This is a genomic window from Bacillus sp. RO2, from assembly GCF_012911845.1.
In the GTDB taxonomy this organism is placed as follows: Bacteria; Bacillota; Bacilli; order Bacillales; family Bacillaceae_I; genus Sutcliffiella_A.
On sequence record NZ_JAAXCU010000031.1, the window covers coordinates 100240 to 125672 of the forward strand.

At 42.7% G+C, this 25433-nt stretch carries 19 protein-coding genes, 1 pseudogene and 1 other annotated feature; of the genes and pseudogenes, 4 read left to right on the forward strand and 16 right to left on the reverse strand.

Translation table 11 applies throughout. From position 1 onward, the window contains the following. Positions 1-170 precede the first annotated feature (170 nt). The gene (locus HF078_RS07170; RefSeq protein ID WP_169290509.1) at positions 171-2819 is read right to left on the reverse strand and encodes a valine--tRNA ligase; all 2649 of its coding nucleotides are present in this window, start codon (positions 2817-2819) and stop codon (positions 171-173) included. Positions 2820-3030: 211 nt separating this feature from the next. Continuing rightward, positions 3031-3277: a binding site (T-box leader), on the reverse strand. A 182-nt stretch (positions 3278-3459) separates the two neighbouring features. Here HF078_RS07170 and HF078_RS07175 point away from each other — a divergent pair. The 3 genes and pseudogenes from HF078_RS07175 to HF078_RS21270 all read left to right on the forward strand — a co-directional run bounded on the left by HF078_RS07175 (position 3460) and on the right by HF078_RS21270 (position 5106). Then, positions 3460-3648, forward strand: coding sequence for a hypothetical protein (locus HF078_RS07175; RefSeq protein ID WP_010195840.1), 189 nt, complete (start codon positions 3460-3462; stop codon positions 3646-3648). Positions 3649-3846: 198 nt separating this feature from the next. Beyond that, positions 3847-4335: pseudogene (locus HF078_RS21265) on the forward strand (protoglobin family protein); the annotation flags it as partial. A 261-nt stretch (positions 4336-4596) separates the two neighbouring features. Then, entirely contained in the window at positions 4597-5106 is a 510-nt protein-coding gene (locus HF078_RS21270; protein ID WP_481748004.1) for a methyl-accepting chemotaxis protein, read from the forward strand. A gap of 450 nt (positions 5107-5556) precedes the next feature. On the opposite strand, the gene ysxE is transcribed toward HF078_RS21270, so the two are convergent. The 8 genes from ysxE to hemA form a co-directional block, all read right to left on the reverse strand. Continuing rightward, a complete protein-coding gene (ysxE, locus tag HF078_RS07185; RefSeq protein WP_169290511.1) occupies positions 5557-6597 on the reverse strand; it encodes a spore coat protein YsxE in 1041 nt (346 codons plus the stop codon). A gap of 84 nt (positions 6598-6681) precedes the next feature. After that, positions 6682-7923, reverse strand: coding sequence for a stage VI sporulation protein D (gene spoVID, locus HF078_RS07190; RefSeq protein WP_169290512.1), 1242 nt, complete (start codon positions 7921-7923; stop codon positions 6682-6684). A gap of 460 nt (positions 7924-8383) precedes the next feature. Further along, a complete protein-coding gene (gene hemL / locus HF078_RS07195; protein ID WP_169290513.1) occupies positions 8384-9673 on the reverse strand; it encodes a glutamate-1-semialdehyde 2,1-aminomutase in 1290 nt (429 codons plus the stop codon). Between the two features lie 474 nt (positions 9674-10147). Beyond that, positions 10148-11128, reverse strand: a complete 981-nt coding sequence (hemB, locus tag HF078_RS07200; protein ID WP_169290514.1) for a porphobilinogen synthase — start codon at positions 11126-11128, stop codon at positions 10148-10150. A 1-nt stretch (position 11129) separates the two neighbouring features. Continuing rightward, on the reverse strand, positions 11130-11876 hold the full coding sequence (locus HF078_RS07205) for a uroporphyrinogen-III synthase (protein ID WP_169290515.1): 747 nt from the start codon (positions 11874-11876) through the stop codon (positions 11130-11132). Continuing rightward, complete coding sequence (gene hemC / locus HF078_RS07210) at positions 11876-12808, reverse strand: hydroxymethylbilane synthase (RefSeq protein WP_169290516.1); 933 nt, start codon at positions 12806-12808, stop codon at positions 11876-11878. Before hemC ends, HF078_RS07205 begins: the two co-directional genes overlap by 1 nt. Before the next feature lie 31 nt (positions 12809-12839). Continuing rightward, a complete protein-coding gene (locus tag HF078_RS07215; protein WP_169290517.1) occupies positions 12840-13673 on the reverse strand; it encodes a cytochrome C assembly family protein in 834 nt (277 codons plus the stop codon). Between the two features lie 15 nt (positions 13674-13688). After that, on the reverse strand, positions 13689-15059 hold the full coding sequence (hemA, locus tag HF078_RS07220) for a glutamyl-tRNA reductase (protein ID WP_169290518.1): 1371 nt from the start codon (positions 15057-15059) through the stop codon (positions 13689-13691). Positions 15060-15309: 250 nt separating this feature from the next. On the opposite strand from hemA, the gene HF078_RS07225 reads away from it, so the two are divergent. Beyond that, the gene (locus tag HF078_RS07225) at positions 15310-15792 is read left to right on the forward strand and encodes a LiaF transmembrane domain-containing protein (RefSeq protein ID WP_169290519.1); all 483 of its coding nucleotides are present in this window, start codon (positions 15310-15312) and stop codon (positions 15790-15792) included. Positions 15793-16162: 370 nt separating this feature from the next. On the opposite strand, the gene HF078_RS07230 is transcribed toward HF078_RS07225, so the two are convergent. From HF078_RS07230 to lonB, 7 genes are all read right to left on the reverse strand, one after another. Continuing rightward, positions 16163-16894, reverse strand: coding sequence for an amino acid ABC transporter ATP-binding protein (locus tag HF078_RS07230; RefSeq protein WP_169290520.1), 732 nt, complete (start codon positions 16892-16894; stop codon positions 16163-16165). 10 nt (positions 16895-16904) lie between these two features. Continuing rightward, positions 16905-17567: an amino acid ABC transporter permease gene (locus HF078_RS07235; RefSeq protein ID WP_169290521.1), complete on the reverse strand. Its 663-nt coding sequence runs from the start codon at positions 17565-17567 to the stop codon at positions 16905-16907. Between the two features lie 287 nt (positions 17568-17854). Then, positions 17855-18640, reverse strand: coding sequence for a transporter substrate-binding domain-containing protein (locus tag HF078_RS07240; RefSeq protein WP_169290522.1), 786 nt, complete (start codon positions 18638-18640; stop codon positions 17855-17857). Between the two features lie 293 nt (positions 18641-18933). Further along, the gene (locus HF078_RS07245) at positions 18934-20136 is read right to left on the reverse strand and encodes a DHHA1 domain-containing protein (protein ID WP_169290523.1); all 1203 of its coding nucleotides are present in this window, start codon (positions 20134-20136) and stop codon (positions 18934-18936) included. A 71-nt stretch (positions 20137-20207) separates the two neighbouring features. Further along, complete coding sequence (yihA, locus tag HF078_RS07250; protein ID WP_060664863.1) at positions 20208-20792, reverse strand: ribosome biogenesis GTP-binding protein YihA/YsxC; 585 nt, start codon at positions 20790-20792, stop codon at positions 20208-20210. Continuing rightward, a complete protein-coding gene (gene lon, locus HF078_RS07255; protein ID WP_169290524.1) occupies positions 20789-23113 on the reverse strand; it encodes an endopeptidase La in 2325 nt (774 codons plus the stop codon). Before lon ends, yihA begins: the two co-directional genes overlap by 4 nt. A 241-nt stretch (positions 23114-23354) precedes the next feature. Then, a complete protein-coding gene (lonB, locus tag HF078_RS07260; RefSeq protein ID WP_169290525.1) occupies positions 23355-25040 on the reverse strand; it encodes an ATP-dependent protease LonB in 1686 nt (561 codons plus the stop codon). Positions 25041-25433 lie beyond the last annotated feature (393 nt).

The window sequence follows — 25433 nt, forward strand, 5'->3', positions numbered from 1 at the left end:
GATGTTCTACCGTTTTCCCGCCACCTTCGACCTTTCAGCATTTTTCGATACACTCCCCCGACACCGCTGACCGCTCTGAAACCACCGACAAATACTCCAAACAAAAAAATCCCAAGCAGACATCCCTTCAAAAAGGACATCCACCCAGGATAATCTATCTCAAAAAACATTTACCCCTTCAACTCATCAATGCGAGCTTGAACAGCTTCACGCTTTTCTACATAATCTTTCTCTTTTGCTTTCTCTTCTTCAATAACATTTGCAGGTGCTTTCGCGATGAACCCTTTATTAGAAAGCTTCTTCTGCACGCGCTCCACTTCCTTATCAAGCTTCGCAAGTTCCTTGTTCAGACGCGCAATTTCTTCATCAATATTGATCAAGCCTTGTAAAGGAAGGATCAACTCCGCTCCAGTCACGACTGCTGTCATCGCTTTTTCGCCGCCATCTAAGGCAACATCCGTTCCGATCAACAGCTCGCTTGGGTTACAGAAGCGCTCTAGGTAAGAACGGTTGCCCTCAAGCTTGCCGGCAATCTCAGAAGTTTTCGCTTTTACAAGCAATTTAACCTGCTTGCTCATTGGCGTGTTCACTTCTGCACGAACGTTACGTACGCTTCGGATGATGTCTACAAGTAAACGCATATCTGCTGCCGCTTCTTTGTCCGTTAACTCATCGCGAACTTCCGGCCATTTTGCAGTTGTGATGGACTCGCCTTCGTGAGGAAGCTGCTGCCAGATCTCCTCAGTGATGAATGGCATGAATGGGTGCAACAGGCGCATGGTGTTATCCAATACGTAAGCTAAAATAGAGCGTGTTGTCTTTTTCGCTGCTTCATCTTCGCCGTACAATGGAATTTTCGCCATTTCAATATACCAGTCACAGAAATCATCCCAGATGAAGTTGTAAAGGGCACGGCCTACTTCACCGAACTCATATTTCTCAGCAAGCTTCGTTACTGTTTCAATTGTTTCATTCAAACGAGTCAGGATCCACTTGTCTGCAACGGACTTTTCTCCGCTCAAATCAATATCCTCAAACTTCATGTCACCCATGTTCATCATGGCAAAACGTGATGCGTTCCAAATCTTGTTGGCAAAATTCCAAGTGGATTCTACTTTTTCATAGCTGAAACGTAGGTCTTGACCCGGTGAGCTTCCTGTTGATAAGAAATAACGCAGAGAATCCGCTCCGTACTTTTCGATAACTTCCATTGGATCTACACCGTTACCAAGGGATTTACTCATCTTGCGGCCTTGCTCGTCACGAACGAGTCCGTGAATCAGAACATCTTTAAATGGACGCTCTCCAGTAAATTCTAACCCTTGGAAAATCATACGGGAAACCCAGAAGAAAATGATATCATAACCAGTTACTAAGGTACTTGTTGGATAATAACGTTGGTAGTCCAGAGATTCTGTTTCCGGCCAACCCATGGTAGAAAACGGCCATAACGCAGAACTGAACCATGTATCAAGTACGTCTGTATCTTGCTCCCAATTTTCGATGTCTTCAGGTGGGTTATGGTCAACATGGATTTCTCCTGTTTCTTTGTTATACCAAGCCGGAATTCGGTGACCCCACCAAAGCTGGCGGGAAATACACCAGTCACGGATATTTTCCATCCAACGCATATATGTGTTCTCAAAGCGGTTTGGTACGAAGTTAACCTTGTCTTCTTGAGATTGAAGGTCAATCGCTTTATCCGCAAGTGGCTGCATCTTAACAAACCATTGTGTAGAAAGATACGGCTCAACTACTGCGCCACTACGCTCACTGTGACCAACTGAATGCATGTGCTCTTCAATTTTGAAAAGAACGCCACTTTCTTGCAAGTCTTTTACAAGCTGCTTACGGCATTCAAAACGGTCCATACCATTGTATTTGCCAGCTTTTTCGTTCATACTGCCGTCTTCGTGCATTACTAGAATGCGTTCAAGGTTATGACGGTTCCCGATTTCGAAGTCGTTCGGGTCGTGAGCAGGTGTGATTTTCACGGCACCAGAACCGAATTCCATGTCTACATAGTCATCGGCAACAATCGGAATCTCACGTCCAGTGATAGGCAGTGTCACCATTTTTCCAATCAAGTGCTTGTAGCGCTCGTCTTCTGGATGAACCGCAACGGCAGTATCCCCAAGCATTGTTTCAGGACGCGTTGTTGCGATTTCAATGTGGCCAGAACCGTCAGCCAGCGGGTATCTCATATGATAGAAGGCACCCTGAACATCTTGGTGGATTACCTCGATATCAGATAGAGCCGTTTTCGTAGCAGGGTCCCAGTTGATGATGTACTCGCCACGGTAGATAAGTCCTTTTTTGTAAAGCGTTACGAAAACTTCGTTAACCGCTTTGGATAGCCCTTCGTCCAATGTGAAACGTTCGCGGCTGTAATCAAGGCCAAGTCCTAGCTTGGACCATTGCTCTCTAATATGTTTCGCGTATTCGTCTTTCCATTTCCATGCTTCTTCCATGAACTTTTCACGCCCAAGGTCATAACGGTTGATTCCTTGGTTGCGCAGCTTCTCGTCTACTTTCGCTTGAGTCGCAATTCCTGCATGGTCCATTCCCGGTAACCATAGAACGTCAAAGCCTTGCATGCGCTTCATGCGCGTGATGATGTCTTGCAGGGTGGTGTCCCATGCGTGACCTAGGTGAAGGCGTCCCGTTACGTTTGGTGGTGGGATAACGATTGTGTATGGTGTTTTGTCTTGGTCGTTTGTCGCTTCAAAAAAGCGGCCGTCCAACCAGTATTGATAACGGTTTTTTTCGATTGTTTGTGGATCGTATTTTGTCGGAAGGTTTACTTCATTCATTTCCATCCTGATTCCTCCTATTCTCTTTTGTGGTTCTGTTGGACTCCGCTGTTGATTTCCGCGCCAGGCTTCGCTTTCCGCGGGACGGTGCTTGAGCCTCATCGGCTCCGCTTGTGGGGTCTCAAGCTACCGCTACCTCCCGCCGGAGTCTTCGCCTTTCGCTCCAATCACCAGCTGTGAATCTTTAGAACCAAATAAAAAACTCCCTTCATCCAAATAAAAGGACGAAAGGAGTTAAGTTTCGCGGTACCACCTTTTTTTACAGGGTGAAAATAGATAGACTATCCCCTGTACACTCAAATCTGTTAACGGCTCTCCACCGGTTTCAACTACTAGACGCAGTGCGTTCGCTGAAACTACTCGAGGGCGACCTTCCAATCCGACGTTCCTGAGAAACCTTTCAGCTGATGGTTTCCCTCTCTAAAGGGGTCTGCAATTGTACTCTTCCCTGTCACTGTATTTGATCTTTATCTTATTACCTTACTATGTTACATAAAGGATATGCTAATAGTCAATAAGCTTCTCCAATTTTTTAATAAGTTATGCACAAAAAGAAATATTTGTTCCGAACTGGGCACTATTTTCCGCACCAAATCATATCTTAGGTATATATACATCGAGAAAAGTGTGCTTAAGGAGGTACCATATGCGAAAATATAACCCTTATTCCTTGCCGCCTTGGTTGAGACAGGTCCGTGGGGTATGCGCACAATTCATTATTCCTATCTGTGTTTTTCAAGGAATACGTACCATCTTTCTTCCCACTACCTTTGACGTTCTCATACTTGCCATCTGCATCGTGGTTGCCATTTGCTTTCATTTGGAATGGATTTAGGCCACCTAGAAAAACTGCCTCCAGAATGTCTGAGGCAGTTTTTATTTGGTTTTTCGACACATTACCTATAGCTTATTTCCTAAGAATCATCCATAATACTACATAAAGATATGAATTTTCTACCAATTTCGACTTCAGAAGGAGACGTCCATGATTTCATTTATGCAAAAACCTAAAAAAGTTCTTTACACTGCTGAGATGCACTTTCCGGAAAGAAAAGATGTTGTCGGCCATTCAAAGGATGCGGATCTGGCAAGCCGACTTTATTATATGGGGTTCACAAAGGAACATTTGCTAGCTTTACAAAATGCGAAACCCGTCATATTTGAACTACTAGATGAAGTACTGGAAAAGGTACTGGTACATTTATATAAACAACCTCCGATGAAACAGGTTGCCACAAGCAACTCTAGTAAGGAAAGACTGAAGGCCGTATTTGTTCTCTATTTTCAAAGTTTGTTAAGCGGAAAACTTGATGAAGACTTTTATAAGATGCGAAAAAGAATCGGTCAAACTCACAACGGGGTACATCTGCCTGTCACATGGTTTTTGGCGACCTATTCCGCCATGCAGACCCTTCTCCTTCCTAAAGTGGTGGAGCTGCTTCAGGACAGTCCAAAAGACCTTGTCACTACGTTAACCGCGTTGACACATATCATTAATTTGGACTCACAGCTTGTCGTGGAAGAGTATATCCATGTGCGTATCGACTTGCTTGAACAAGCAAATGAAGCAAACCGCACTTTGCAGGCTGAGCTTACGAAAATTAGTGAAGAAGTTGCCGGTACCGTGACAGAAACGGAAGAGACGATCCAAACTGTCACCCTAAAAGCCGAAGAAGTTTTAAAAGACACCGATCTCACACAAAAAAGCAGCCAAAACTTACTGCACCTAACAAATGACAATGAGATGCAAATGGAGAAAATGGTAGGGAATTTTGAGGAAGTCATGAAAGAAGTCAGTCAATCACTTGAAGAGATGCACACATTGAAATCTGTATCAGAAGAAATCATCACGATGACACAAGGCATCGATAATATCGCCGATCAGACCAATCTATTGGCCCTGAACGCTTCCATTGAAGCAGCACGTGCCGGTGATGAAGGCCGCGGATTCGCGGTGGTTGCCAGTGAAGTGCGGAAACTTGCCGAAAGCTCAAAGGAACTTAGCAGCAAAATCAAAGTACTTATCGATAAAAGTGATCAGCAAATCACCAATGTGACGAGCATGATGTCATCTATGCACAAAGTGACCGAGCAGTCTCAGCAGAATATCGTTCAAGTGAAGGGCGGCATTGTCACAGTTAAAATGGAGATGGATAACTATTTGGACCGTTTTAACAAAAATAAAGCAGACCTTGATATCATTGTTAATTCTTTTAAAGAAATCAATCAATCGACAGTCAGCTTGTCGGTGTTGACTGATACGTTGCTAGAAAAGGCGATTCATAAAGCATAAGTAAAACCGGGCATAAGCCGCCCGGTTTTCTCTTACATAGAATCTCAGTATTCTGTAAGTCGCCGCTGTTCCTTTCCGCAAACGGCTTCGCTTTCCTAGGGGCGCTGCTGGAGCCTCCTCGGCAAGCCTGCGGGGTCTCCACCTAGCGCTTTCTCCCTCAGGAGTCTTCGCCTTTTGCTCCAATCCACAGCTAGAAGTTACTTGTATAAAAATGTTATTGGATTAACATTTACTCTACTAAAAACCTTTATTAATCTTAGGTGAATAAAATACCCTTGGTGATTGGAGTGGAAGGAGCGCAGACGCCCGCGGGAGGAAGGGACAGGTGAGACCCCGGAAGGCGTAGCCTGAGGAGGCTCACGGACCGCCCGCAGGCAAGCGAAGCTCCTGGAACGGAATTCGCCGGAATTATATACTTTCTTATTTTTCTTAAAAAAAGCCCATCCCAGCTTAACTGGTTTGGGCCTCTTTGTTTTTATTTTGCTCTTCAATCTGATTGATCCTGCCTGCTACATACTCAATATTTTTGGCAAGCCAATAGCTTCCCTGAATTTTTTTCACTAACTCCCTCTCCGAGGATGCTTTTCTTTGGTTTGGGTTAGGTGGCTGTTGAAACTGCGTTACTGCCTGTATAAAAGACGCGGGATGCGAAAGATAGCTTAACGTAAGATCTTTTTCATATTCTTGCAGGCTGAATCCCTTTTGATATTCGTAAAACCAGTCAATACAGTCATCACAAAAAAGTGGATATGTTCGTAAATATCGTTGATAAAAGGAGATAAGGTCGTTTGCAGGTGCGGCTTGCTTTGCTCGTTCCCAGCTAATAAAATAGCCCCTGCCCTCTGTATCTTTTACAAAGTGGTGAAACGAAACCCTTCCATGTGTCATGGCCACACGGTGTTTTTTCGTTTCCTTTACCGCCTCCTGCCAGTTTTCCAGTTTTTGCAGAGAAAACTTCTGAGCAAGAGATATTTCATGGGCGTAAGTGCAAGCTTGAAGCTCAAAAGGGGACATATACAGTTTTTTCTCACATACATCCACAAATTTCTCTAAGTCTTCTTGCTCTTTTGTCCATTCCTCCGAAAGTCGGTCGTAAAATGCGGTGATCTCCTCTTCTGGATACTCCTTTTCTTGAACCGTCATGCTATGAAGTTTGGCAAGCTCTTTGAACATCAAGCTGTCCTTGAAATCAAGCTCCCGCTCCTCATTGTCCTCAATCCACGGCATCAAGTAGTATGCATCTGAATAACTTTCAATAAAATAATAGCCTTGTCTTGTCTGATAGATGGGAACCACCGTTTTGATTCCTCGCTGGAAGAGGGAATGTATATTTCGGAACAATGGATATGCCTGTTCTCTCTTGATTTTTTTAAGGGCAAATGCTCCTTTATTCGTTGCAACTCTCCAAACTCCACTATGCTGTTCTATATATTCAGGTACGATGCCATATTGGTACACTAACTCTTCTACGCTTTGCTCGTTTGTCTGCATCGCGAAAACTCACTTCCTCTGATATTTTCAGGTAAAAAAGAAGTGAGAAAAGGTTACCCCTTCCTCACTTTCCTCCAAAGCCGGTTATTGACCCTTAGAGGAAGCCTTTACCGGTATATATAATAACTGCCCTTCATTGATGTGGTCATCTGTGGAAAGCCTATTGACCCTAATCAATTGCTGAATAGAAACATCATAGCGTTCAGCAATATGGTCCATCGATTCCCCTTGCTGCACAATGCATATTTTCAATTTGGTGAAATCATCTCCACCATCATCTGCAAAGATTTTGGTCAGGGATAAATCATTCTCGTCCCTTGGCTCATCGGAATAATCCTCATATTGCTGCGGATCTGCAACCGCCTGTTGGCCCTTCCTTTTATCAAATAAGGAGACAACGTTTGATGATTCGTCCTCGTTCTGATAGTGTTTACCTGCATGTAAGGAATGTAGCGGGGCATACGCGTCCTCTTCTTTATTTTGATAAATAAAGTCAGCAGGATTATATGGCGCTTCTTCCTCTACTACAGGCGTTTTTCGTGCCTCTACTTCAAACGGGGCGTATTCACCATCCTCATTGTAATTGTATTGCATATTCCTATCTATCTCGTCTTGATTGAGGATCTCTTCTTCTTCCTCTTCATCGTCCTCGGTATAGTACTGGTAGGTATCTTCTTCGTATTCATTATCGGAGTTTGCACTGCGATACATTGGTTCGTATTCAAGAGTTTCATCTTGTTCTTCTTGTGTAGCTTCTGTTTCTTGTTCTGTTTCTGTTTCTTGTTCGTAAAGATGTGATTGGTTTTGTGAAGCATATGATTCTTCATGGTCCCGGTTAGGTTCCACTTCATATTCAAATGATTCTTCCTGATCCTCTTCCCAGGCTGGGGCGCTTTGTTGATGCCCATAAATGCCAGAGATGGACAACTCCGCATCCAATTGCAGGCAGCCCCGAGTTGGGACGCTGTAGTCGAATGACTCTATCGCCACATAAATATCGTCTAAACTCTGGATTCTGTTCTTTGGTATCGTAATATCGACTGGAAAGCGATGGTTCAATACGCAGACGCCATCTTCTCGCTGCTCTACTTCCTGTACAACACGGGCTTGAGGTTGATACTCCTCCTCATCATCCGCTTCCGCATTCACATGATATTCCCCCGCTAATAATAAAGCTCCACGTATGGAAACATATTGGTCCTGCTCATAAATTTGTATATCAGGATCTAACGCAATGGAGATGAGCTCAGATACTTCCTGTCCCTTTTGAAACCATATCGATTCCTCTACTGAAAACCGCAAGCACGATTGCTGTTCTGAAGACAAAGGGGTTCCTCCTTTCACACCTATCAAAAATTTACTATATCAATAAAGATGTATGATGGAATTTGGGAGAATATGAATAGTTAAAAGAAAAATTTGAAAGGGGGGTCAGACCCTTGCAGGAGATTTACGGTGTATCTCGAAGGGGGCTTTGAAAATGGAGGTGGTTAGTAGATTGTATGTTTTTGTATGTGGTTTGATGTTAGGTTGTTTGATCTTGGTGGTATTTTGGTTTGATATTGTTTGTGGTTTTGGGGTTAAGTGTAGAAGGTTTCTTTTGAACGGTAGAAGTAGGGCTGGGAAATGTAGAAGGTGGTTTGGGAAATGTAGAAGCTCTCGCGGGTAATGTAGAAACTAACTTGGGAAATGCACAACCAGCCCCTCCTCCCCGAAAACAAAATGCAAAAACCCGCCCTTACGCATTTTAACAATGCATAAGAACGGGCAGAGAGAACAAATCTCATTATTCTTTTATCGCAGCAAACGATTTTTCAATCGCTTCTAATGTTTTTTCAATATCTTCATCCGTATGAGCTGTGGACAAGAACAATCCTTCGAACTGGGATGGTGGTAGGAATACTCCATTGTTTGCCATCTCACGGAAAAACTTTGCGAAATAACCTAAATCTGAAGACTTCGCCACATCATAGTTAACAACTTCCTCACTATTGAAGAAGAAACCAATCATAGAACCGGCACGGTTTACCGATACAGGCACATTGTACTTCTCACCTAAAGCGACGATCCCCTCTTCTAAGCGATCCGCTTTTTTGCCGAATTCTTTATACGTTTCAGGAGTCAGTTGAGCTAAAGTTTCAAACCCTGCTGTCATAGCAAGCGGGTTACCAGACAATGTTCCCGCCTGATAGATCGGACCACTTGGAGCAACCTGAGCCATGATTTCAGCTTTACCGCCATACGCACCAACAGGAAGTCCTCCTCCGATTACTTTACCAAGGCAAGTCAAATCAGGAGTAACGCCGTAATATCCCTGCGCACAATGGTAATCCACACGGAAACCAGTCATTACTTCATCAAAAATCAACACAGCTCCATATTCCGTGGTTACTTCGCGCAAGCCTTCCAAGAAACCTGGTTGCGGCGGAACCACTCCCATGTTACCTGCAACAGGCTCCACAATGACACCAGCGATGTCGTCACCGAATTCCTTGAATGCATAACGGATGCTTTCCAAGTCATTATAAGGCACGGTGATCGTGTTTTGCGCGACACCTTCAGGGACACCTGGACTGTCAGGCAATCCAAGCGTAGCGACACCAGAACCTGCTTTAATCAACAGGGAATCACCATGGCCGTGATAGCAGCCTTCAAACTTGATAATCTTGTTGCGTCCTGTGTATCCACGAGCTAAACGAAGCGCACTCATCGTTGCTTCTGTACCGGAGCTTACCATACGGACTACTTCGATGGAAGGTACTCTTTCAATAACTAGCTTTGCGAGTTCGTTCTCGATAAGTGTTGGAGCACCAAAGCTTGTCCCTGATTCTGTTACTTTTTTAATTGCTTCCACTACGCGGTCATTGGAGTGGCCGTGAATTAGTGGTCCCCATGAAAGGACATAATCTATGTATTCGTTTCCGTCCACATCGTATATTTTAGAGCCTTTTCCTCGCTCCATGAAGATTGGGTCCATGTCTACTGATTTAAAGGCACGTACAGGGCTGTTCACGCCGCCTGGCATCAGTTTGGACGCTTCTATAAAAGCTTCTTTAGACTTTTCATAACTTCTCATTCTTCTATCATCCTTTCTTTTATCTGAAATGGATTACAACTAAACTTAACCGTTCCTTTTCGCTGCAGGCACTTGCTTTCCGCGGGTGGTCCGGAAGCCTCCTCGGCTGCGCAAAACCACTGAAAGCCTTTGTTCTAAAATGTAGTTTAGACACCGCTGTTGATTACCGCAAATGGCTTCGCTTTCCTAGGGGCGCTGCTGAAGCCTCCTCGGCAAGCCTGCGGGGTCACCACCTAGCGCTATCTCCCTCAAGAGTCTTCGCCTTTTGCTCCAATCAACAGCTATAAATCAGTTAGTACATGAGATTTCCTTTTTTCAGTGGTCTCGCTGCGCCTGTGAGGTCTTCCCTGTCCCTTCCTCCCGCAGGACAAGGAATGCTTCGACAGCAAGACATCGCACGAAGAAAATGCGTAGGCATTTTCGAGGAGTCAAGTGCCTTCCGCTCCAATCCACTCATCCTAGTAAATCAGGTTATTACTTCTCATCCAACCAACGTGCAACGTCTTTTGCGTAATAGGTGATGATTAAGTCTACACCGGCACGCTTCATGCCGATTAGTTTTTCCATCACCACTTCTTGTTCGTTGATCCATCCGTTCATGGCTGCCGCTTTGATCATGGAGTATTCGCCACTCACATTGTAGGCTACAACAGGAACATTGAAGTTATTTTTTACATCACGGATGATGTCTAAGTATGCCATGGCAGGCTTCACAATTAGGAAGTCCGCTCCTTCTAGCATGTCAGACTCTGCTTCACGAAGTGCTTCTTGGCGATTTGCTGGGTCCATTTGGTACGTTTTTCTGTCTCCGAATTGAGGAGAGCTGTGCGCTGCATCACGGAAAGGGCCGTAGAATGCGGACGAATATTTCACTGCATAGGACATAATTGGTACATCTTCAAAGCCGTTCTCATCCAACCCTGCGCGGATTGCCGCCACAAATCCGTCCATCATGTTAGAAGGAGCAATGATGTCCGCACCTGCACGCGCTTGGCTGACAGCTGTGCGCGCCAACAGGTCAAGTGTTGGATCATTTAATATCCGACCCTCTTCCACAATTCCACAGTGCCCGTGAGACGTATATTGGCACAGACATGTATCTGCAATAACCACAAGCTCTGGGAAGCTTTCTTTAATTTGGGAGATAGCCTGCTGCACAATGCCATGGTCATGGTAGGCTTGCGTTCCCACTTCATCTTTTTCTTTCGGCACACCAAACACAATAACTGATTTGATTCCTAGATCCGTAACTTCCGCCATTTCAGCATTCAATAGATCCAAGGATAGGTGGTATACGCCCGGCATAGAAGGAACTTCCTTCTTAATGTTTTCCCCTTCTACCACAAAGATTGGGTAGATGAAGTCTTCCTTATGTAGGTATGTTTCACGCACCAATGAGCGCATGTTATCTGAATTTCGTAATCTGCGATGACGAGTAAATTGCAAGTCTTTCATATTATGTATCCTCCCTTTTAAAATATTGCACGATTTCTTCTAAGAGACCGTCCATTGTATACTCAGATGGACTGATTGCCACATTAATTCCCGCTTTTTCTGCAGCATTTCTGGTTATTGGGCCAATGGTTGCCACCGGACCTTTTGGCAGCCCAAAAAGTTCCATATAGTTATGTACGGTTGAAGGGCTGGTAAATGTGTATAGGTCAACTTTTCCCTCTTTCAGCCATTTCCATTCCTTTTCCTCTGGTACTCGAATGATGTTTTCATATACGACTATCTGCTTAACATTGTACCCTATTCTATTAAGTTCTTCACGTAAAAGGGGCCGAGCGAGATTGCCTTGAATCAGCAAAATAGAACTGATTGTCACTTTTGCAAAACTATCTATCAAATCTTCTGCAGAAAACCTTTTGGGGACAAGGTCCACTTTATATCCAAGCGCTTCCAATGCTTGTTTTGTTTTAGCTCCGACCACTGCAATCTTGTTTGGCAAATGACCTTGATAGAGTTCAAAGAAATACTTCACACCGTTTACACTCGTAAATACAATCCACTCATATTCTGCTATGTTTGACTTAATATCGGCAACGACACTTTCGTTATCCGAAACATGCTGAAATTGAATAAGAGGGACTTCAAGCGAGGTCCCTCCGAGTGACTGAATCTGCTTGGAAAAGTACCTTGCCTGCTCTTTGCTTCTTGTAATAAGAATGCGTTTATCGGCTAAAGGCAAAGTACGATCCATTATTGATCCAGCTCCTTTTTCACATCATCAATTAATTTCTTTCCACCCTGTTCAGTCAGACTTTCAGCAGCTTCCAATCCGACCTTCACAGCATCTGTTCCTGTAATTCTTTCTTTATAAAGTACAGATCCGTCTGGTGCACCTACTAGTACAGTCAACGTGATGTGGTCATCCTGACCAACAGAGGCATATCCAGCGATAGGCACCTGACATCCGCCTTCCATTTTGTGAAGGAAAGCACGTTCCGCCGTGACTGCTTTTTGTGTAACAGAATCCGTGAACAAACCTAAAGCTTCAAGCAATTCAGCATCATCTTCACGGCATTCAATGGAAAGGGCCCCTTGTCCAACAGCTGGCAAGCAAAGATCTTCATCAAGGAATTCTGTCACAACATCTTTTGACCATCCCATTCTTGCAAGGCCTGCTGCTGCTAAAATAATCGCATCATAGTCTTCATTTTGAAGCTTTGCAAGACGCGTATCAATATTTCCTCGAATCCATTTGATTTCGAGATCCGGACGTTTGGCAAGCAACTGTGCTCCACGGCGCAGACTGCTAGTCCCCACAATGGATCCACTTGGTAGATCAGCAAATTTTACATGGTCCTTAGAGATAAATGCATCGCGGTGATCTTCACGAAAAGGAATGCATCCAATCATCAAGCCATCTGGTAAAACAGCCGGCATGTCTTTCATGCTGTGAACGGCCATGTCTATTTCTTTATCAAGCATCGCTTGTTCAATCTCTTTTACAAAAAGACCTTTCCCACCAACTTTAGATAAAGTGACATCAAGGATTTGATCTCCTTTTGTGACGATTTCCTTTACTTCAAAATCAAAAGGCGCACCTAACGCCTTCAGTTGGTCGATGACCCAGTTCGTTTGGGTTAAAGCAAGCTTACTTCTTCTAGAACCTACAATTATTTTTCTCATATTTCCTCCTTACCCAAAGCCGATGGGATTCCTATAAGATCCAAAAATGAAAATTTGATAATCTGCCAAACAGGAAAAAGTTAATGAGGACGACTAGAAACGCTGCAATATTCCAGTTCGCAATACCCTTCCCACTAATTCCTTTGGCAAGTCTTTGATAAAAATAATAACTGTATGCAGTAATGACAATGAAAGAGCCAATCACTTTCATGTCATACCATTGGAATTCGGACAATTTAACAGACGCCCAAATGCTACCTAATATTAACGAAAGCAATAGCATCGGCACTCCGATTACATTCAAAACATAGGACATATGATCAAGTTTCGCCAAATCCTGAATCCGCAATAACCTTTTGCCCCACTTTTTCTCCTTTAACAGCCGATATTGAATGACATATAACAAGGAAAATACGAAAGACAGGGAAAAGGCACCATAAGACAGGATTGCCATTGTAATATGAATAATGAGTAATTCAGATACTAAGGCTTGCGCAACCACTTGCGATTCATGTTGTACAGGAGTGAATGTGTGCAGTGCCAATACCACAAATCCTATTACATTTGTAAAAAACACAATGAAATCAACGCGTAAGATTCTGTTAATGACGAGAGAAAAGGTAATCAATACCCACGTATAGAAATACATCCCCTCATAAAGCGTCAATATTGGGAATCGTCCGGTATCAAGCATTCGTAAAAATAAGAAAACCGTTTGCAATACCCATACAATTGCAAGTAACCAGAAGGCTGTTTTATTTGCCTTCTGGTTATGTTGAAGAAAATCAATAAAATATAAGAGCACGCTTAAGGCATAAAGAAGAATCGTTAATTCGTATAGCCTTGCGATTGTCATCTCTAACATAGTTAACAGCCTCTCTTACGACCTGTATGTCGCAGCTTGAGGAAGCGGAATTCCTACAGGAGCTGAAGAACTCTTCTCCTTTTTCACAGTATAGTACTGTGATTGAACTTCTTGTTGAACCGCCTCTTCGATATTAAAGATTTTAGTGAACAGTTCTAAAGATTCTTTTGCATCAGATTCGGCTGAAAGTTCTTTCGCTCGTAAAATCGGGTCGCGCAACATCTGGTTGATGATGCTCTTCGTATGTTTATTTAAGACCTTAATCTCACGCTCCGAAAGATGAGGAAGTTTTCGTTGGATACTTTGCATCGTTTCGGATTGAATATCCAGCGCCTTTTGACGTAATGCGGAAATGACCGGAACCACACCAAGTGTGTTCAACCAGTGTTTAAACTCCACAATCTCCTCTTCGATAAACAGTTCAATCTCTTCTGCCGCTTTTTTGCGTTCTGCCAAATTGGCATTGACGATTCCCTCAAGATCATCAATATCGTATAAGAAGACGCTCTCTAGCTTATCCAATTCTGGGTCCAAATCCCGTGGAACCGCAATATCCACCATGAAAAGTGGACGGCCCTTTCTCATACGCTCGACATAGGTCATATCGTCTTTAGTTAAAACATAGTCTTTAGCACCGGTAGAAGAGATAAGAATATCCGCTTCTACCAACGCACAGGAAAGCTCTTGCATGGACTTTGCCTGGCCTGCGAAACGATTCGCCAGGTTTGTTGCTTTTTCCAGTGTACGGTTGATGACCGTAACTTTTTCTACCCCGTTGCTGTGAAGATTCTGGACGGCGAGTTCTCCCATTTTCCCTGCGCCTAAAATTAATACATGCTTGTTTTTTAAATCCCCGAAAATCTTTTTCGCAAGCTCCACTGCTGCATAGCTTACTGAAACGGCATTGGAACCGATATCTGTTTCGGAATGCGCACGTTTCGCTAAAGTGATAGCTTGTTTAAATAATTGATTAAAAATGGTTCCGACCGTCTTATGTTCTTGTGCGGCAAGAAAACTTGTACGGATCTGACCAAGGATTTGTGTTTCCCCAAGCACCATGGAGTCCAATCCACAGGAGACCCGGTACAAATGCTCGATCGCCCCGTCATGTTCATATATGTTCAAGTAAGGAGAAAACTCTTCCTTGTCTAAACCGAACCAGTCTGCAAGGAAAGCTTTAATATAATAACGTCCAGTATGCAACTGATCGACTACTGCATAGACTTCCGTACGGTTGCAGGTAGAAACAATGATGTTTTCTAAGATGGACTTTTGGTCCTTCAGAGCTATCATTGCTTTATTCAGATCAGCTGGATTAAATGTCAATTTTTCACGTATTTCAACAGGGGCCGTTTTATAATTAACACCGACTACTATGATATGCACTTGTTCGTACACCCCCACAAAAAATAATATCATCTACTAAAATTATAACATGACTAATGCTAGATACTTTTGTTAAAATGTGAACAAATAGTTTCCAATTAAGTAATTAGGATACATGAAAATACACCGTTTTCATGGTTTCTCTTAGTTATATATTACAAACATTACAATTCTTTTATTCACCAACTTGTACATTAACAGAATTTCATTGTAGAATCAAGGTTTCAGCCTCGATTTCAAGGAGGAAAATATGAAGAAAAATAGCTTTCTGCCTGGTTTGCTTTTATTATTTTTTGGTGCATATTTCCTGTTACAACAATTAAATATTGTGTTGTGGGAAGGGATGCTGCACTGGTCCACCATCCTCGTTATTACAGGAATTGCACTGTTATTACAAGCTTATAAACAGAGTGATTATCCTAACATCCTTCCTGGTTTTGTTTTACTAGGAATTGGGTTGCATTTTCAGCTTAAGGATAAGGTAGACGTTTGGCCCGATCACTTTGCTGTAATCATTTTGATTATTGGCATTGGCTTTATTCTTCGTTCGCAGAAGACGAAAGGCGGTATGTTTGAGGGAGTCCTGTTGTGCATTCTTGCTAGTTTCTTTCTTTTCTACGATACGTTTATGGAGATGCTGGGTGTGGTAGAGACAGGTGTTGCTAGTTTACATACTTTTTGGCCGGTTTTGTTGATTTTGATTGGTGCGTTTTTTGTTTTTAAGAAGAAATAAGGGAAGACCTACAAGCAATGGAGTTTTATTCCGTTGTTGTAGGTCTTTTTCGGGTTATTGTTTAGACGCCGCTGTTGATTTCCGCAAACGGCTTCGCTTTCCTAGGTGCGCTGTTGAAGCCTCCTCGGCTACGCCTGCGGGGTCTCCACCTAGCGCTATCTCCCTCAAGAGTCTTCGCCTTTTGCTCCAATCAACAGCTAAAAATCATCCCTGTACTCCCTGTTTTCTTGCGTTCCAGGTGTTCGCTTTCCTAGGGCTTGAGCCTCCTCACTTCGTTGCGGGGTCTCAACCTACCGCTATCTCCCTCAGGAGTCTCACACCTTGCACTCCAGAAAACAGGGGGAATCTGTATCTCTCAATTGATTTCTCATTACAAAACGGCTTCTAAGAAATCTCTTGTTCGTTGGTTTTGGGGGTTGTTGAAGAGGTCCTGTGGGGGACCTTCTTCGACGATTTTGCCGTCGTGCATGTAGATGACGCGGTCAGCGACTTCTTGGGCGAATCCCATTTCGTGGGTAACGACTACCATGGTCATTCCTTCTTCTGCGAGTTCTTTCATAGTTTTCAGTACTTCCCCTACCAACTCAGGATCAAGGGCGGATGTTGGTTCATCAAAGAGCATGACATCCGGTTTCATGGCAAGGGCACGGGCAATGGCCACACGTTGCTTTTGCCCTCCTGAGAGTTTTTCTGGGTAAACATTTTCCTTATCAGAGAGTCCTACTTTTGCAAGAAGGTCGGAAGCTCTCTTTTTCGCTTCGGACTTTTTTAGGCCTTCCACTTGGATAGGGGCTTCCATGACATTTTGAAGTACTGTTTTATGCGGGAAAAGGTGAAAATGCTGAAATACCATCCCGACTTTTTGACGAACTTTGTTCAGATTATCTTTTTTCACATCTACTTCATTTCCATCAATAACAATAGAACCGCTATCTTTTAATTCAAGAAAGTTTAAACAACGTAATATAGTACTTTTTCCTGACCCACTAGCGCCGATAAGGCACACAACTTCTTTGTTTTTCACAGTCAAAGATATGTCTTTGAGGACATGTAGGTCCCCAAACGATTTATTCAAGTCTTTTACTTCAATTTTATTGCTCATGTCCTACCTCCTATCTTTCACTTGCTGAGAATTTACGTTCTAATAGATTTACAACAATTCCAATCAATCCGACAAGGATCAAGTAGTATACAGAAACGACTAATAAATATGTCATAACGTCATATGAGTTCGCACCTTGCGTTTGTGCAACATTAAACAGCTCATAGTAGCCGATAAACGCAGCAAGGGAGGAATCTTTTAGACAGATTATGAACTGATTGCCCAGTGGCGGTAATGCTCTTCTAAATGCTTGTGGCAAGATGATTCTTCTCATCGTAAGATTTCCTGTCATTCCGAGTGATCTACCTGCTTCCATCTGACCTTTGTCTATGGACTGGATGCTTCCACGGAATATTTCCGCAATATATGCACCGTTATGGAAGGCGAGAGCGAGTGTGACAGACCAGAATTGAGATATCCCTAACGTGACGAGCCCAAAGTAAAAAACAAAGATTTGCACGATTAGCGGTGTCCCTCGTATTAAGAATATATAAGTATTAGCAATCCATTCTAACGCTTTTATCTTTGATATCTTTAAGAAAGCGAAAAACAATCCGATGATAAGCGCGATGGCAATGGAAACCGCGGTAATTTGAAGGGTTCTTATCATCCCTTTGAAAAACATATCGTATGTATTCATAAATACTTCAAAAAAGTGCAAAAAACTGGGCATGCCGGTTTCACTCTCCTTATTTATATAATTCGTGGAACTCCGCTGTTGATTTCCGCAAACGGCTTCGCTTTCCGCGGGGCGACCTTGAGCCTCCTCACTTCGTTGCGGGGTCTCAACATTGTCGCTTCTCCCCCGCAGGAGTCTAAGCCTTTTGCTCCAATCAACAGCTATAAAACTTTTTATTATTCCTTTTTGTTACTATTGAGCGCCGCTGATAAAAAATGTGTGGTGAATGAACACCACACATTGTTTGAACTGGATTTTATGATCAGCTGAAGGTCAGCTCGTTATTCTTGCGCATCCGGGTCTGTAGTGATGTCTTCTCCAAAGTACTTTTCACTTATTTCCTTTAGCTTTCCGTTTTCTCGTAATGTTTCTAATGCATCATTGATGGCTTCAAGAAGTGCTTCATTACCCTTCGCAACTCCCACTGCCTGTTCACTGCGGTCCAGAAGTTCACGGCCTTCTAACTCCATGCCGGATCCAATTGCTTCACGGCCAGTTACAAAGTCCGTTACCACCGCATCATGACGACCATTGTTCAATGCCTCTAACGCGACTACATCGCTGTCATAGTTTTGGATGTTGTCAGAGATGTCGCTTACAAGGTCTGCATATGTAGATCCTCTGGATACAGCGATTTCCTTGCCTTCCAGGTCAGCTAATGTTTGGATGTCGCTGTCAGGTCTTACAAAGATCTGAGCACCAGAATAGTAGTAAGGTGTGGAGAAATCCACTTCCTTAAGTCTATCTTCTGTAATGGTGTGACTTGCTACTGCGGCATCAAAACGACCGCTTTTTACTCCTTCAACAATACTCGCAAATGTGTACTTTTCCTGATCTGGTTCAAGACCAAGTTCAGCAGCGATGGCTTCTCCGACTTCAATATCAAAACCGGTCATTTCTCCATTTCCATCTGTTACACTAAATGGCGCAAATTCTCCTGAAGAAGCAAACTTGAATTTCCCTTCCTCTACTAACTCATACCCCTCACTTGTTGTCACTTTTCCGCCGCAAGCAGCTAGAATCGTAGACAGCACAAACAGTGTGACTAACAATACCCTTTTTTTCAATTTCCAAAATCCCCCTTAGTGTCCATTTTTTCGTCTCCCTTTTATGTTAACAATTACGGAAAACTACCACAAATAAGCTTAAAAATCATATTTGTTAATAATTCAGTAAATTCCAACTTCAGAAGACCTCACTACCTGTGTATCGTATGTATGCTCAGAATTGCTCCTTGTACATCCTATTCCCTGATTTTACAATTCAATAAACATATTTTTCGAAATTTTTACTTATTTTAAAACAAAAAATAGATTCCATAGCCTCTTGCTCATTTAAGCTATGAAATCTATTCTACTTTTTAATCAATTGATAAAAGATGTGTTATTTTTTCTAACACTTCTTCCCCTGTTAGCGTTGTTTCTCCCCCACCTTGGACGAAATTTTCTCTTCCGCCTCCTTTTCCATTTATGAGGGCAAAGATTTTTTGGGCAACAGACCTCATATCGAGATTAGATTCACTCCCTCTCGCCCCGACAAATTGCAACTTCCCATCATTTTCAGCTAAAAGAAACACGTTAATGTCGTCATCAGCTGCAACTAATTTCCGTGCCATACTCTGAAGTTCTGCCATTTCCTTATGTTGAAACACAGACTTTATTATTATCCGACCTGATACTACTTCCCTTTGAGAAGAAAGAGCAGCTGCTTCGTATTCTAAAAGCTTTTCTTTCATGTCTTTTAGTTCTTTTGCCTGTTCTTTACTTTGCCCCAAGATTCTTGTGACCGCTTCTTCCATTCTGTTTTGTGGAGCATTTAATAAAGCGGATAATTCCGAAACGACCTGCTGTTTATCATGAAGTTGTTTTAAGACGCGATTCCCTGCAACAAAGGATACTCGAATCATGTTCTTTTGTTTTTCTAGAGCAAGTATTTTAAGAGAAGCCACCCCGCCCGTTGATTGAGGGTGTGTTCCTCCACAGCCGTTATAGTCAAAATCAGGGATGATGACTAGGCGGATATTTTCCGATACTGACAGCTCTTTTCTTAGTGGATAATTTGCAAGCTCTTCCTTTGTTACCCATTTGCTCTCTATTTTACGATTTTCAAGGATTATTTTATTTACAAGTGTTTCAGTCTCGAACACCTCTTGGTCCGTCAACTCGGTAGTATCCAGATCTATGGTGCACACTTCTTTGCCCAGATGAAAACTTCTGGTTTTATAGTTAAATAGCTCTTCAAACGCAGCAGATAAAAGGTGCTGTCCTGCGTGTTGCTGCATATGATCATATCGTCTTTCCCAATCAATGATGCCCTTGACTTCCTTTAATGTTTCGGGTAGTTGGTGCTCCAGGTAATGTCTGATTTCCCCATTGATTTCTTGTACCTCTATGACATTTTGGTCATTTAGAGTTCCAATATCATACGGTTGCCCCCCGCCTTCAGGGTAAAATGCGGTTTGTTCTAGTATGGCATACCATTTTCCTGATTCATCTTGTGATTGTCTCAACAGCGTTGTCGTAAATGTCTGAATGTATGGGTCTTTGTAAAATAATTTTTGCACCTATGTCACTCCTCACTTTAAACCAAAAAACTGCGTTCAGAGCATTCTTCCTCTGATTCGCAGTTTAGGTTTTACTTCATTCTTTTTTGCAACATGCCCCAGACTTCATCTTTTCCTTGTCCTGTTTCCGAAGAGAAGAGGATTAGTTCGTCTTCTTTATCCATTCCGAGGGTTTCTCTTATTACTTTTAAGTGTTTTTGCCATTTCCCTTTAGGGATTTTATCCGCTTTCGTCGCAATGACGACTACTGGAAGCTCATAATGCTTCAGGTACTCATACATCGTGACATCATCCTTGGATGGCGGATGGCGAAGGTCTACTATTTGCAGGACAGCACGAAGCTGCTCTCTGCTTGTCAAATAGGTTTCCATCATTCTGCCCCATGCATCACGTTCGGATTTAGGTACTTTTGCGAAACCATAACCAGGTACATCTACGAAATGCAACATTTCATTGATCAGATAAAAGTTCAATGTTTGTGTTTTACCCGGTTTGGAGGAAGTTCTCGCAAGGTTCTTGCGGTTGATCATCTTATTGATAAAAGATGACTTTCCTACATTGGAACGGCCCGCCAAGGCGAATTCCGGCAAAAGCTCACTTGGGTATTGTTCTGGTTTTACAGCACTTATGACTATTTCTGCTTGTGTTACTTTCATTTTTTCTCTCCTGCTAATGCGTGTTCTAACACTTGATCTAAATGTGATACTAAAACAAACGTTAAATCTTTTCGCACACTTTCTGGAATATCATCCAAATCTTTTTCATTCTCTTTAGGTAGTATAACCTTTTTTAAGCCGGCGCGGTGTGCACTCAGGGATTTTTCTTTTAATCCGCCGATCGGTAGCACACGGCCTCTTAACGTAATTTCACCCGTCATTCCAACATCTCTTCTGACCGGTCTGCCGGTTAATGCTGAGATGAGGGCAGTAGCCATTGTAATCCCGGCGGATGGACCGTCTTTCGGAACAGCACCTTCTGGGACGTGAATATGGATATCATTTTTCTCATTGAAATCAGGGTCAATATTCAATTCGTCCGCTCGTGAGCGGATAAAACTAAATGCTGCATGTGCAGACTCTTTCATTACATCCCCAAGCTTACCAGTCAACATGAGCTTTCCTTTACCTGGTGATAGGGATACTTCAATGGATAGCGTATCGCCACCGACGGTTGTATAGGCAAGGCCTGTTGCCACGCCAACCTGGTCTTCTTCTTCCGCCTGTCCGTAACGGAATTTTGGCTTACCAAGGAATTCGGCAAGGTTTTTATCCGTAATGACTACCCTTTTCTTCTCACCAGAAACGATGAGTTTGGCAGCTTTCCTGCAGATAGAAGCAAGTTGTCTTTCCAAACTACGCACGCCTGCTTCACGTGTATGGTAGCGGATAATGGACATTAGCGCTTCGTCTCTGACTTGCAGAAGATTCTTTTGTAAACCATGCTCCTTTGCCTGACGAGGCAGCAGATGGTCTTTCCCTATGTTTAACTTTTCTATTTCTGTATAACCTGCGATCGTAATGATTTCCATTCTATCGCGTAAAGGTCCAGGAATGGTTGCTAGATTATTTGCTGTGGCGATGAACATGACATTGGATAGGTCATACGGTTCTTCAATATAGTGGTCACTGAAATTAAAGTTTTGTTCGGGATCTAATACTTCCAGTAATGCAGAGGAAGGATCTCCCCTGAAATCATTGGACATTTTGTCTATTTCATCTAAAAGGAAAACCGGATTGATGGTTCCCGCTTTTTTCATGCCTTGGATGATTCGTCCAGGCATGGCACCAACATAGGTTCTACGGTGACCGCGTATTTCAGATTCGTCCCGAACCCCGCCAAGGGAGACGCGGACAAACTTGCGGTCCAGGGACTTGGCAATGGATCGTGCCAAGGAAGTTTTACCTACACCCGGAGGTCCTGCCAAACAAAGAATTGGGCCTTTCAGTGATTTTGTCAGCTGTTGGACCGCTAAGTATTCCAACACACGTTCTTTCACTTTTTCTAGCCCGAAGTGGTCTTCATTAAGTATTTCTTCCGCTCTGATAATATTCAATTGATCTTCTGTAGCTTCTTGCCAAGGTAGATTTAACAACCAGTCAATATAGTTGCGGATAACAGAGCTTTCAGCGGAACTCGATGGAATTTTTTCATAGCGGTCGATTTCCTTCAATGCAGTCTTTTTCACATTTTCCGGCATGCCGATATTTTCAAGTTTCTCTTTAAGATCCTCAATTTCTCCGCCTTTACCTTCCTTATCGCCAAGCTCTTTTTGAATTGCTTTCATCTGCTCACGAAGGTAATATTCCTTTTGTGTACGTTCCATGGAACGCTTCACTCGCAAACCGATTTTCTTCTCTAATTGCAGTACTTCTTTTTCATTATTTACGTGCTTGATCACTTTGTTCAGACGCTCTTTTACATCTCGCGTTTCAAGAATATCCTGTTTTTCCTTCATGTTAATAGGTAAGTGGGATGTAATGATATCCGCCATTCGTCCAGGCTCTGTTATATCTGAAACGGTATGATATGTTTCGACAGTTGTCTTTTTGGAGAGCTTTGTGTATGTATGGAAATAGTCCAGCAAAGTTCTCATTAAAGCTTCGTCTTCCGGATCTTTCTCTTCTGTGTCCGGATAGGTCAAAAGTTTGGCTTCCCAATGTGTATCTTTTTCAATAAACTCTTCTATTTTTGCACGTTCTAGCCCTTCTACCAGGACACGGACCGTACCATTAGGAAGCTTTAACATTTGTTTCACTTTTGTCAAAGTACCCCAAGTATATAGGTCCTCTTTTGTAGGATTGTCCGTTCCCACTTCTTTTTGTGTAGAGAGAACGACAATATCGTCTCCTAGCATCGCTTGTTCTAACGCCTCTATCGACTTTTCTCTTCCGACATCTAAATGTAACACCATTGTCGGATAGACCATTAGTCCTCTTAAAGGCAATAATGGAACATGATATTCCTTATTTGTTGCCATGGTAACACCCCCGTACGCTCTTCCTTTATGTATCTTTGTTCAATTCTATCCTAATTAAATAGCCCTGTCTAATTAAAGAGACAGTTTAACTTATAAAAGAGTTTGTTTTATTATCTTTTACAACTTTGCCTAACTTAATATAGAAATGGTAGTAAAAATTTTACCTTTTTCAAGGCATTAGTGCAATCAGTAAGGCTTCATGATGTAAAACAGGCAGACCATCGCAAGGCCTGCCCACCATTTACATGGATTCTGTTTTCGGAATGCTCATTGGAGCATGCAAAATGCTTTCTACGTTCGTTTCCGTAATCTTTTCTCTTAATAAGGTAAGATCAAGGACTTCTTGGAACTCTTTTACCGGAATGACTTCAATGCCGTCGATTTCTTTTATTATCGATTGCATGTTATCAGCTGGAATGATGACTTTCTTTGCTCCAGCCTGTTTTGCCGCTTTTATTTTCGGAATGACTCCGCCAATTGGTTTAACAGTTCCGTGGATGCTGATTTCTCCTGTCATCGCGACAAGATTACTGACTGGAATTTTGAAGATCGCAGAATAGATTCCCGTCGCCATTGCAATTCCTGCAGAGGGTCCGTCGATCGGAATGCCTCCCGGAAAATTAACATGAATATCGTAATCAGCTGCTGGTACACCAAGCTTTCTAAGTACGGTAATAACGTTCTCGATAGATCCTTTTGCCATACTCTTTCTGCGGACTGATTTTCCGCCTTGATTGCCCATGCTTTCTTCTTCCACAATACCCGTTATGTTCACTGTCCCTTTTTTCTCCTCAGTAGGAATTGCAGTCACTTCTATTTCAAGAAGCGCTCCTGAGTTAGGTCCAAAAACCGCCAGACCGTTGACAAGTCCAGGCTGTGCCGCTTCTTTTATTTTGTTTTCGTATTTAGGTGCCAATTGACTGGAGTGAACTACCCACTCAATGTCTTCAACCTTTACTGTGTCGCGGTCTTCAGTAATTGCGAGTCCACATGCAATCTGCATCATGTTTACCACTTCACGCCCGTTCCTTGTATAGGAAGCAAGCAGGCTGATACCTTTTTCTTCGACCATCATATTGATTTTTGATGCCGCATTCCTAGCGACAGCTTCCAGCTCCTCTTGATCTAGCTCACGGAAGAAAACTTCCATACATCTAGACCTGATGGCAGGAGGTATTTCATTCGGCGTTCTGGTGGTTGCCCCTACAAGGCGGAAATCTGCTGGGAGGCCATTTTGAAAAATATCATGAATATGCGTTGGTATTTGGTTATTCTCTTCACTGTAATACGCACTGTCTAAGTACACTTTCCTATCTTCCAACACTTTAAGTAATTTGTTCATTTGAATGGAATGAAGTTCACCAATTTCATCGATGAAAAGCATTCCTCCATGCGCATGCGTTACAGCTCCTTGTTTTGGTTGCGGTATACCTGCTTGACCCATTGCGCCAGCACCTTGGTAGATTGGATCATGTACAGAACCAATTAAGGGGTCTGCAATTCCTCTTTCATCAAAACGAGCAGTTGTTGCATCCAATTCAATAAAAACGGCAGACCCTCTAAAAGGAGACTTTGGATTCCTTTTGGCTTCTTCAAGAACAAGCCTTGCAGCGGCAGTTTTCCCTACTCCTGGTGGTCCATATATGATGACATGCTGAGGGTTTGGCCCACAAATGGCCGCTTTTAATGCCTTAATTCCATCTTCTTGCCCGACGATTTCTTTGAAGCTTGTTGGTCTTACTTTCTCAGCGAGTGGCTCTGAGAGTGAAATACTTCTCATTTTTCTTAGTTGTTCCATTTCCTTTTTCGATTCTTTATCAATCGTTACTTTTTGCGTCCGTTGGTTTTTGAGCAGGTTCCAGAAATAAAGGCCAATGATGACCCCGAAGAAAAGCTGTATGAACAGTGCTATACCTGTAAAAGACATAGAAACCCTCCTGCATTCTTGATGTGATTATATGGTAGTATCTCCGTGGGATTGGGTAATAATCCAATAAAAAATATTTGGTTAAAATAGTCTTTTTGCGAAAAGATTGGAGGGTATAACTGAAGTAAATGTAGATGGTTTGTTGATTGGTGTGGAAGGCGTGAAGAGACACCGCTACGAAGGAAGCCATTGAAAAAGTCTTTGACTTTGAAATTGTTTAAACATCGCTGTTGATCTCCGCAAATGGCTTCGCTTTCCTAGGGGCACTGCTGGAGCCTCCTGATATGAACGAAACTGTCAAGGCCCCCACTCAACTAGGTGTTTATGTTTTGTTTTTGTGCAACTCTAAGAAGAGAAGCCGATTCTACTTCTTTTTCTTTTATGCGTTTGATG